This window comes from Streptomyces beijiangensis (assembly GCF_017315755.1).
GTDB classification, from domain to species: Bacteria; Actinomycetota; Actinomycetes; order Streptomycetales; family Streptomycetaceae; genus Streptomyces; species Streptomyces beijiangensis.
The window spans coordinates 1-10,883 of the sequence record NZ_JAFLRJ010000257.1; the positions used below are offsets into that span (position 1 = coordinate 1).

Sequence of the window (10,883 nt, forward strand, 5' to 3'; positions counted from 1 at the left end):
CTCTCGCGGCTTTTCCGCCAGTTGTCCACAGCCTGGTTCGCATCATTGACGAATCACCCCAACTTGAGCCATCTTGTCCCAAGGGGCTCAGGGGGGAGCTGTTATGGCGCTCGGAGTTGTCGATACGGGTGACCGGGCAGCGGGGATCGAGCAGTCGATGCGCCGCCGTCTCGGCCGGGAATGTCTCTATGTGCCGTCATGCCGCATCGGGCTCTACCTGGCGTTACGCCAGTGGTGCAGACCCGGGGCGCGGGTGCTCATGTCGCCCGTCAACGACGACGTCATCTTCTTCGTGGTGCTGGCCGCCGGCCTCAGACCGGTCCAGGCGCCGCTCAACGCGCGCGACGGCTCCATCGACCTGGACGCCGTGCCCGACGAGCTCTGGTCCTCGCTCGGTGGCGTACTGACCACCAATCTGTACGGGAACCCTGATCCGGCGCCCCAACTGCGGGCCCGCTGCGACAAGTTGGATATCCCGCTCATCGAGGACGCGGCCCACGCGATCGGCTCCTCCGTCGGAGGGCGCCCGGTCGGCTCGTTCGGCGAGGCGTCCGTCTTCTCGCTCTCCAAGCATGCGCACGCCAAGGCGGGCGGCATCCTCGCCGTCGCCGACCCGGCGCTGCGGGGCGAGTTGGAGCGGGCCAGGGACGAGCTGCTCGCTCCGCGGCGGCTGACCGCCGAGGCGGCGTACACGGTCCGTCCATACGCCGAAGCCGTCGTACGAGGCCTGCGGCTCACCACAGCCGCCCACGCCACCATGCGGCTCCTCGGGATGCAGGAGCGGGAGTCCATCCGGATGCCGCTGCGCCCCGACGCGCTGAAACAGGCCGTCGCGACCGCACCCTCGCTGACCGACTTCGATCCCTGGGTACGGGTCGACATGCACGACTACCGCCTGGTCTCGGGGCGGGCGCGGCTCGGCCGGATCGCCCGGCTGACGGAGCGCATCGACGCGAAGCTCGCCGCCCATCTCGCCGGTACGGAACGGCTGTTGGCGACGCGCTGGGCGCAGCCGGGACCCGGACCCGTGCAGCCGCTGTTCCGGGTGCCGCTCCTGGTCGCCGACCGGGACGCGGCCATCGCGGAGCTGGCCGGGCACCGCATCACGGTCGGTTATCTCTACGATCCACCGCTCGACGAGTACGCGGGCGCGGACTTCACCGACGTGTCCCCCGCACCCGACCGGGCCCGCTGGTTCGCCCAGCACGCGCTGCCCGTCGACCCGTTGCGGGCCGCGAAGGTCATCGCCGTACTGACCGCCATGGGCGCCGAACCGGCCAGAGGTCCGGACGGTGTCTGACACCACCCGGACCAGGGAGGAGTCCGGAACCGAGGCCGAGCCGCCCGCGCCGGCCACCTCCGCGGCGCCCAGCGGCGACTCGATGTTCCGCAACGCCTACGCGCTGATGCTCTCCACCGGGGTCTCCGCCGCCCTCGGCCTCGGCTTCTGGCTGGTCGCCGCGCGGTACTACACCGAGGCGGCCGTCGGTCAGGGCTCCGCCGCCATCGCCGCGATGCGGCTGCTCGCCTCGATCACCGCGACAACGATGATCGGAGCGGTCGTCCGTTACGTACCGAGGGCGGGCCGGTCCACGGGCATGCTGGTGCGGCGTGCGTACGCGGGAAGTTCGGTGGTCGTCTGCGTCGGCTGCGGGATCTTCTTCCTCACACTGGACATGTGGGGCCCCTCGTACGCCCCGCTCGGCACGCTCACCGCCGGGCTGATCTTCACCGGGTCGTGCATCGCCTGGGCGATCCTCACGCTCCAGGACGGCGTGCTCACCGGGCTCCGCAAGGCCATCTGGGTGCCCGTCGGCAACGCGGTCTTCTCCATCGGCAAGCTGCTGCTGCTCGCCGTCTTCGCCACCGCCATGCCGGTCCTGGGCATCTTCGTCTCCTGGGCGGCGGCGATCGGGATCTCGGTACTGCCGCTCGGCTGGCTGATCTTCCGCAAACTCATCCCGCGGCAGGAGACGGCCGAGGCCGACCGCGAACCGCCCGCGCTGCGCGAGATCGGCCGCTTCCTGGCGGGCGACTCGGTCGGGGCGCTCTTCTCGCTCGCGATGATCAACCTGGTGCCCGTGGTCGTCGCGGTCCGCTTCGAGGCCGCGCAGAACGGCTACTTCTACATCGCGTACACCGTCGGCGGCACGATGGAGTACATGGCCATCAACATGGCCTCGTCGCTCACCGCGCACGCCTCGCACAGCCCGGGCCGGCTGGCGGAGGGGGTGCGGGGCGCCCTGCGGCGCATGGCGTACCTCCTCATCCCGGTCGTCATCTTCCTGATCGTCTTCGCCCCGCAGATCCTCCATCCCTTCGGCGCCCACTACGCGACGCACGGCACCACCGTCCTGCGGCTGCTCGCGGCCGCCGCACTCCCCCGCGTGATCGTCGAGCTGTACATCGGCGTCCTGCGCGTCCAGGGCCGCACGGGCGCACTCGCCCTCGTCCAGGGCACCATGTGCACGCTGGTCCTTGGCTCGACGGTCGTGCTGCTCGGCAGGGTCGGCATCAACGGCGCCGGCTGGGCGGTCCTGACCTCCATGACGGCGATGTCCCTGGCCTGCGCCGTCGGACTGCGCAGGGCGCTCGCGAACGGCGCGCCCATCGCCCGTACCGCACGCGGAAGGGACGCCACATCCCCTGCGTACGGCACCCGTTGGGCGCGCGACAAGGTCGAGGGGCGGTCCGCGGAGTTCGGTACGCAGTGGGCGAAGGACACGCTCGTCCTGCGGGGCGTCCACGACACGGCGACCCCGGCGCTGGGCATACCGGTCTTCGTCCCCGACGAGCCGGGCACCCCGACCGCCGCGGCGCCCCCTGTCCCCGAGGAAACCACCGAGTCGCTGCTCACCGACTCCCTCTGGCTCCTTCTCGGCCTGGCCGCCGGCCTCTTCTGGGTGCCGCTCTCCCGCGCCACCGACCTGCACGACAAACACCTCACAGGACCGCAGCTCATCGACGCCCTGCCGCCGGTGACGCTCACGGCCGCGGTGCTGCTGATCGTGGTCCACAGCGCGGCGGTGTCCCTGTACCGGGCCCGTCCCGCCCTGATCGTCTCCAGCCTGCTGGTGACGATGGCCGCGCTGCACACGGCTCCACTCTTGGTGGGCATCGGGCCGCATCCGGCCGCCGAGCACTGGCACGGGGCGCCGGCGTCCTTCTTCGCGGAGGCCGCGGGCATGGACAGTCCGGCAGGAGTGCTGCGGGTCATGCCCGTGGCGCTGCAACTGCTCTGCCTGGGCCTGGTCGCGGTCCTGATGCGGTCGCTGGGCGCGCACTGGCGGATCACCGCGAGCGCGGTATGGGTGCTGACGGTTGCGGGCTGGGCGGCACAGGGAGTCTTCGCCGTGGCGGGGATACCCGTATTCCTGGCGCTGTTCGCGGTGACGGGGGCGGTGCTGGCCATGCAGCGCTATCGCGGTGGCACGGGCTGGTTGAAGTAGCCGTCCTTGCCCGCCTGTTTGTAACCCGCGAGCCCCTCACCCGAGTTGACCGTCAGATCGCAGGCCTTGCCCGGCACCGACCTGTTCCACATCACCAGCGCCTTCGCGTCGGGGAGGGTACGGACCGTGGAGGGGATCTGGGCGTACCAGTCGCGCTGGCGGGTGGGGTCGGCAGGATCGGGGACCGTGGCGAACTCCGCGAACATGATGGGCTTGGAGGAGGAGATCTCCGACTTCAGCCAGTCATAGGTGGGGCGCTGGCTGCGGTCGAAGTTCTTCCAGTCCGTGGTGTTGTGGCAGGCGAAGTAGTTGTACTGGTCCATGCCCAGCCAGTCGACGTAGTCGTCACCCGGGTACAGGGACTTGATGGTCTTGTCGTTGCCCTGCCCCAGGTAACCGGAGACCGTCCAGACCCAGACGACGTTCGTCACGCCGAGCTGCTTGAAGCGGTCATGGATGTGGCGGTACGCCGCGACATACTCGGCCGGCGTCCCCGCGCCCTCCTTGATGCGGGCGTCGACCTCCTGATCGAAGGAGAAGAAGACGCGCTTCCCGTACGCCTTGATGCGCTCGGCGCCCTTGTCGATGATCGAGGCGTCGTACTTGCCCGCCGCCACGTCCTTCCAGCCGAGCTGGTCCTCCGTGTAGTTGGCGTGATGCGGTTCGCGCCAGACCGTGGACTCCCAGGCCAGCATGAGGAGCCGGTCCTTGCCCAGCTCCTGCTCGTCCGGGGTGAGCAGCTGGCCGTCCAGCTCTTTGCCGGACATGTCGTGGTACGTGTAGAGGAGATCGAGCTTGCGGCCGATCTTCGACTCGAAGCCGTGCACCGCGTCCTTGAGCGAGCCGTCGGCCGCGTACGGGACGTAGGCACCCCACCAGGCGCCGCAGGCCGGGACCAGTTTCGCCGACGGGGCGCAGCGGCCCGTCGGCACCTGGCCGGAGGCCGCGTTCTTCGGCAGCCCCTTCGCGCTGGGAACGGTGTGCTTGCCGTCACCGTTGGCGTCCGGCTGGGCGAGCCAGACGCCCAGGCCCGCGAGAAGAGCCGCCACCCCTAACAGCATCAGAGCGGAGTACGCGCGCGGGCGGCGGCTCCGTAAGAGCGCGTGGCGACCCGTCATCGGCGCTTCACAGGCTTGCGGCTGCGTTCGATCGCGCCGCGCGTGGCCGCGGGCAGCGGCAGTCCGGGGAGGAGCGCGGCGACCGTCGTGAACGCCGCCAGGGAGACGAGGAAAGACGTGCCCGAGAAGCCCTTCACCAGGAAGAGACAGGTGGCGACCAGCGCCGCCAGGGAGAGGCTGACGGGTGCGGTCAGCGCCAGGGCCTCCAGTCTGGCCGCCGGTCGCAGCTGGCCGGCCTGTGGGAAGAGCAGGGCGAATCCGGGGCCGAAGAGGACGAAGAGCAGGACCGGGATCCAGCGTGCGGGCGAGGCCGCGGGCGCCGCCGTCGCGGCGAGGGCCAGCCAGCCGGAGACGGCCATGGCCGCGCGCGCCTGAGTCGTGGTGAAGGTCATGGCAGTCCGACTCCCGTGGTCATGCGTGGTATTCGAGGACTACGCCGTACTCGTTGCGGTCGATCACTTGGTACTTGGGCGAGGCTTCGAGCTTGCTGCGCAGTTCCGCGAAGCCGCCCGCGGGCAGCAGTCCCTCGGCCGCCGTGAAGGTCTCCTGCGTACGGGTCAGGATGACGATCGCCGTCGTGCCCTTGGAGATCTGCCTGCCCAGGTACCCCGCCGGGTCCTTGAGCATCTTGATGTTCTCGGGCTCCTCCTGCTCCACGAAGAACCAGTGCTCCAGCTCGTCGTAGCGATCCAGCGCCATCGGGAAGGAGCCGGTCGCGGAGAGGATCAGCGCATCCTTCGGGGCGTTGCCGATGGCCTTGGTGACCATCGCCGTCTCGGCGGGCGGCGTGTAGTAGCTCTGCTCCTTGCCGTAGTACGACGGGAAGAAGCCCGCGACCAGCGCGACCAGCGCGAGCGGGAGCGCCACCGCGGTGATGCGGCGGTACGCGACCCGGTGCTTTCCGGTGTTGGCCGCCGCGGGGACGAGGGCCGCCGCCGCGAAGAACGCGGCGCCAGGGAGCCCGAACAAGTAGACGCGGAAGAGCATTTCGCCGCCGTAGTCGTTGACGGCGAACATCGGCACGGGGGCCGCGGAGACCAGGAGCAGCGGCAGCGCGCTCCTGACCAGGCGGCGGCGGAGCAGCAGCGCCGCCCCCGCGAGTACGACGACGGCCAGCACCATGATGACGTTGGCCTCGCCCTGCAGCACCGGGCCCGCGCCGGTGAGCTTGCCCGCGTACCCCGGGCGCGAGTTGTTCAGGAGGTTGCCCGCCGACTCCTTCAGCGACTCCACCGTCTCCACGAAGAGCGGGCGGCCCATCGTGAGGTCCCAGATCAGCATGATGATGCCGGTGACGACGAGCAGACCCCAGTTGCGGTACCGCTTGGTGAGGTTGAGCGCGATCAGGGCCACACAGAGCATCACCGGGGTGAGCTGGTGCGAGAAGTTGATGGCGGCGATCAGCGGGGCGATGATCGCCACGCAGACAGCGCGCTGGCGGACCGTGGTCGGGGGCGGAACGGCTGCTGCCGCCGGGTCGAGATTGTGGCGCGAGCGCAGGGTCCCGGCCGATCCCGGACGGACGAAGTGGCGGAGCACCACGGCCAGGATGGCGAGATAGAGGATGTACGACATGCCCTGGGGCGAGAAGTAGTCCTGGCCGACCCAGTTGGCCAGCTCGAAGATCCACACCGCGGCCCAGACGAGACGCCAGTCCTCGGTGAAGGTGCGGTAGATCAGGACGAGCACCGGGATGACGAGGATGCCGTAGACGACCGACGCCCAGTTGAGGTACGAGGCCGTGGAGCTGACGCCGAAGGCTTTCACCAGGCCCGCGTTGAGCGTGAAGAAACCGGGCCACTGGTCGTACGCGGACATGTTCCCGGACAGCGCCTCGTGCGGGTGGAGCTCGCCGAGGCGCAGCATGTGGTTGACGACCGCGTCGTGCTTGGAGGCCCAGGGGTAGCGCACCGCGTCGTAGAGGATCGCGGTCGGCGCCTTGATCGCCACGAGCAGCGCGATGCAGTAGACCGCCGGCCACCAGGGTGCCGTCCCGGCGCGGCGCAGGCTGATGACGAAGCCCGCGGTGAGCGGGACGAAGGAGAAGTAGAAGAGCGGCGAGAACTTGTCGAGCAGACCGTAGGTGCCCATGTGCCGGAAGTCGGTCATCGGCAGCGAGACCGTCCACAGGACTGCTGCCAGGACCAACAGACCGCAGGTGAGCCACTGCTGGGGTTCCAGCTCGGCGATACGGCGCGACAGCGGAACCCTGGGATCGCCCTCCTGTCTCGCTCGGGCGTCCTCTGGTTCCGACGTCCCGGAGGGCGGTACCTCGGCGCTCCCCGTGACCGGTGTGGGCATGCGTTGCTGCACCGTGCGACTCCCCCCACAGATGTGGTCGCGGCCGTCACGCCGCTGTCCCCTTCGGCGAATTATAGGAACAACCTTCGCCTTTGTCCGCCTCTCCAACCCCCTTGTTGCACAAGGGATTTCACTGGTTTACGGCGGTGGTCGACCCGGCCGGGCTACCCGGCGAACACGGGGCCGCGCAGCGCCGCCCGGCCCCGCCGGTAGAGCCGCCAGCCCACCGTGGGCAGCGAGTCGGGGTAGGGCGCGACGCGTGCGCCGCCGCCGGCCATCCACGCCTCGATGTCCTTCACCGTGTGCGTACGGCGCAGGATGAGACGGGCGATGCGGTACGTCTCGTCGGTCTCCGAGCTGAGCGCGTGGCGTACCGCGACCGCGCTGTCGTAACCGGCCCGGGCGGCGGCCCGGCGGACGGCGCGGCTGTTGTAGCCGTGCGGGTAGGCGAGGTGGTCGACCCGGTGTCCCAGTACCTCTTCCAACGCGCTCTTGGAGTCGGAGAGTTCCCGGATCAGCTCGGCGGATGTGAGCGTGTCGAGCTGAGGGTGGGAGACGGTGTGGCCGCCCACTTCCATGCCGTACTGCTCCAGGAGCGGCGCCTGGGTGATGTCCATCATGGGCGCGGGCGGCAGCAGGCTGCGGCCGCCCGCGGTGATGGCGCCGGTGGTGAGGTAGGCGGTCGCCGGGATGTCACGGCCCGCGAGCGCCTCGGCGGTCGTGCCGGGGAGGTCGGCGAAGCCGTCGTCGAAGGTGACGGCGACGGGGCGGGGCGGCAGCGCCCCGCGTCCGGCGAGATGGTCCGCGAGCGCGCCGATACGGACCGGGGTGCGGCCGCTGTCCAGGATCGCGTCGAGCTGGGCTGCCAGCTGCCGCGGTGTGACCGTGAATTCGGCGATCCAGTCCGGCGGGTCGTCCATCACTGCGTGGTAGAGGAGGACGGGTATGCGCTCGGCGCGGCTCACCGGCCCTCCTGCCAGGGCAGCTGGTTGCCGCGGACGGCGCGGCGGGCCCGGAGGTAGCCGATCGGTCCGTACAGCATCCCCCTTCGCTCCAGCCGGGAGAGGCTGCGCGGCCACGGATAGTCGTGGGTGCCGTGCTCGCCGGGTACAGAACCGGGGCCGGAACCGGGGCCGGATTCGCCTGTGGTGTCCGTCCTGGACGCTGTGATGGACAGTGCGTGCGCGAGGCCGCGCGGCAGGCGCGCGATGAGGGCGGGGAGCAGGCCTGGGCGGCGGACGATGATCGCGGTGAGGTACGCGGTGAGGCCGGCCCCGTAGCCGTACGCCTGGTTCTCCAGGTCCTTCCAGGTCTCCCTGTGGTGGTGCCAGACCAGCGCCTGCGGGGTGTAGCGCAGCCGGTGGCCCGCGACCACGATGCGGGCGAAGGCGTAGAGGTCGTCGCCGCCCTTGGCGAGGGTGCCGACCCCCGTACCCGGGTCGAATCCGCCGACCGCGCGCAGTGGTGCCGCACGGAAGGCCATGTTCGCGCCGGAGCCGAACTCCCCCGCGGTGAACGGGAAGAGCGGTTCGTCGGCGGGCGGTGCCGCCGGGTCGAAGAGGCGCGGAACGAAGCCCTTGGCGAAGCCGCCATGGCTCTCCAGGAGGATCTGCGCGGGCGTGTTGAGCAGCGCGGGCAGGATCAGTCCGGTGACACAGGCCAGGCGGTGGTCGGCGGCGAAGGGCGCGGTGAGCGCGGTGAGCCAGTGCGGGTCGGCGATCACGTCGTCGTCGGTGAAAGCGAGCACCTCGCCCTCGGCGGCGGCGACACCCCTGTTGTGCGCGGAGGCGAGACCGGGGACCGGCTCGTGCACGTAACGGACGCCCTTGGGCGCGTAGTTCTCCACGACGAGGTCACGCGTGGCGGTGGTGACGGGCGCATTGTCGACGACGACGATCTCGAAGTCCGGATGGTCCTGGACGAGGAGCGAGTCGAGCGCGCGGGACAGCTGGTCGGCGCGTTCGCGGGAGGCGACGATGACCGACGCCCTGGGCAGTCCACCCGGTTTGACGGGCGGGGCCGGACCGTCCTGCGCGAACGGCGCCAGCTGTCTGCGGGCCGCAGCGGCGAGCGCCCCGGCCGTGTCCTCCCCCGGCGCGACGTGGGCCAGGACGGCACCGACAGGGGTGCCCCGGAGCCGTACGAGTGCGTAGATGTCACCGGTCGTCAGGGGCGCCCCGCCGGGCGCGGGCCGCAGCGAGAGCACCTCCCCTTCGAGTCCGGCGAGGTCGAGCTCGGCCACTCTGATCGCATGGAGCTGGTGCGGTACGTGCGGCATACGACTCCCCCGTCTCTGCCTGCTGCTGGCCTGCGGTCTCACCCCTGCGCTATTTGCCACGGAGCCGCCCCGCCTTCTCCAGGGAGCCCTGGGCGAATGCGGCGAGCTTCGGCCGGTTGCGTACGAAGCTGTGCGCACGCCGGGCCGGCTCCCGCCCGACCCAGTGGAGCGCCGCTCCCGCGCCCGGTCGCAGAGACGCCCCTTCGTGCACAGGCAGTTCCCCGGTCTTCAGCGAGTCCTTGTACTCGGCGGCGCCGCGCCCCATATCGAGCATCCCGATGCCCGCCGCCGCAGCCCCCTCGGCCATCCGCAGATGGAGAACGAGACCGGGCGAGTACTTGGCGAACTCCGGTTCGTACGACGGGAACCAGCAGGCGAGCACCGTGCGCGAACGCAGCCCGAAGTGCGCGGCGACGGGCCTGTCCTCGGCGTACAGCACCGAGAGGATCCCCGAGCAGCCCGGTGTCCGCAGATGCGCCAGGTACTGGACGAGATTGCTGATCCACTCCTTGGCGAAGCGGTCGCCGCGTCCTGTCCTGCGGTACTGCGCCGACTTCCACTCCATCAGCTGCCGCAGCGCGGCCGGGTCGCGCTCGTCGAAGACGAACCGCAGCCCGCCGAGCCGGCGCCCCATACGGCGCTCCTTGGCGAGTGTGGTCTTGAGGAACTTGGGCGACCGGGTGCGCAGGGCGCTCTCGTACGTCTCGTAACCGTGCCCGATATCAATGACGTACGAGGAATACGTCTCGGCGGCATCGGGGACGAACAGCCCCTGCTGGGCCTCCAGGTTGTCGAACTCCCAGCAGGAGATCCCGCAGGCCTTCATCAACTCATCCGCCGTGAGCGTGATCCCGGGCCTCAGCACGGCCCCCTGGCTGTCGGACACCCCGAATCCGATAGCCCTTCCGCGCCCCAGCGACCTCTTTTCGTACGGGAAGAACCCTGCGGCCTCCCCGTCCTCCCGCAGCACCGCAACCCGCGCCCCGGACCGCTCGCGGCCCACGGCGAGGGTGAACTCGGGCTCCATGAAAGGGTTTGCGGGCGCACCCGATTTGGCTCGTAATTCCCGCCAGCTCTCGATCTCTCCGGCGTTCAGCTCTCCCGGCCTGACGACACGGATCCGTACAGCGCTCAACTCGACCCCCCGGTCTCCCCCTGAGCTCCCCTGGAAGGGACGGTACCGGTCGCTTTCGCCGCACGGTAGGCACTATCACTGTTCTTGTGGCTGATTTGTGAAACTAGTGACAACTACGACACAGAAGCACATCCTTCGAGGGCGTGGTCCGGGGGCCGGTGGAGGAGCGCGGCCCCGTGACGGGAGGGGCGATTAGGGTGCGTACTCGAACAGAGGAGCGCGCACCATGAGCCTGACGGTACGGACGATCAGCACCGAGGAGCACCTCGGCCACCTCGCCCTGTACCCCGCCGCCGGTCCGCTGCAGACGCCGGCCTGGGGCCGGGTCAAGCAGGGGTGGGAGGCGGAGAGTGTCGGGTGGTTCGACGCCGCGGGTGTGCAGCGGGATGCGGCGCTGGTGCTCTACCGGCAGGCGCCGGGGACGCGGCGGTCGCTGGCGTACGTGCCCGAGGGGCCCGCGGTGGACTGGTTCCTGCCGCATCTCGTGGAGGGGCGGCTGCGGCCTCTGCTGGCGCACGCACGGGCCCGTGGGGCCTTCGCGGTACGGATGGGTCCCCCGGTGGCCGCCTCCCAGTGGGAGGCGGCCACCGGGGGACCCATCC

At 70.4% G+C, this 10,883-nt stretch carries 9 protein-coding genes; 3 read left to right on the plus strand and 6 right to left on the minus strand.

From position 1 onward, the window contains the following. Positions 1–157 precede the first annotated feature (157 nt). Together J0695_RS25395 and J0695_RS25400 are read left to right on the plus strand one after the other, a co-directional pair. The gene (locus J0695_RS25395) at positions 158–1,300 is read left to right on the plus strand and encodes a DegT/DnrJ/EryC1/StrS family aminotransferase (RefSeq protein WP_242553172.1); all 1,143 of its coding nucleotides are present in this window, start codon (positions 158–160) and stop codon (positions 1,298–1,300) included. Continuing rightward, complete coding sequence (locus J0695_RS25400) at positions 1,293–3,449, plus strand: lipopolysaccharide biosynthesis protein (RefSeq protein WP_206965631.1); 2,157 nt, start codon at positions 1,293–1,295, stop codon at positions 3,447–3,449. Before J0695_RS25395 ends, J0695_RS25400 begins: the two co-directional genes overlap by 8 nt. Here J0695_RS25400 and J0695_RS25405 read toward each other — a convergent pair. The 6 genes from J0695_RS25405 to J0695_RS25430 form a co-directional block, all read right to left on the minus strand. Then, a complete protein-coding gene (locus J0695_RS25405) occupies positions 3,419–4,498 on the minus strand; it encodes a glycosyl hydrolase (RefSeq protein ID WP_307798753.1) in 1,080 nt (359 codons plus the stop codon). The two genes, J0695_RS25400 and J0695_RS25405, sit on opposite strands and share 31 nt — an antisense overlap. A 65-nt stretch (positions 4,499–4,563) precedes the next feature. Then, entirely contained in the window at positions 4,564–4,959 is a 396-nt protein-coding gene (locus J0695_RS25410) for a hypothetical protein (protein WP_206965635.1), read from the minus strand. 19 nt (positions 4,960–4,978) lie between these two features. Further along, a complete protein-coding gene (locus tag J0695_RS25415; RefSeq protein WP_206965637.1) occupies positions 4,979–6,868 on the minus strand; it encodes a hypothetical protein in 1,890 nt (629 codons plus the stop codon). 164 nt (positions 6,869–7,032) lie between these two features. Beyond that, positions 7,033–7,788: a polysaccharide deacetylase family protein gene (locus J0695_RS25420; RefSeq protein WP_206965644.1), complete on the minus strand. Its 756-nt coding sequence runs from the start codon at positions 7,786–7,788 to the stop codon at positions 7,033–7,035. Between the two features lie 41 nt (positions 7,789–7,829). Then, positions 7,830–9,146 (minus strand): glycosyltransferase family 2 protein, encoded by a 1,317-nt coding sequence (locus J0695_RS25425; RefSeq protein WP_206965639.1) that lies wholly within the window; start codon positions 9,144–9,146, stop codon positions 7,830–7,832. A gap of 49 nt (positions 9,147–9,195) precedes the next feature. Next, the gene (locus J0695_RS25430; RefSeq protein WP_206965641.1) at positions 9,196–10,281 is read right to left on the minus strand and encodes a GNAT family N-acetyltransferase; all 1,086 of its coding nucleotides are present in this window, start codon (positions 10,279–10,281) and stop codon (positions 9,196–9,198) included. Between the two features lie 226 nt (positions 10,282–10,507). Between J0695_RS25430 and J0695_RS25435 the strand changes: the two genes are divergently transcribed. Next, a partial coding sequence (locus J0695_RS25435) for a peptidoglycan bridge formation glycyltransferase FemA/FemB family protein (protein WP_206965643.1) occupies positions 10,508–10,883 on the plus strand: 376 nt, incomplete at its 3' end.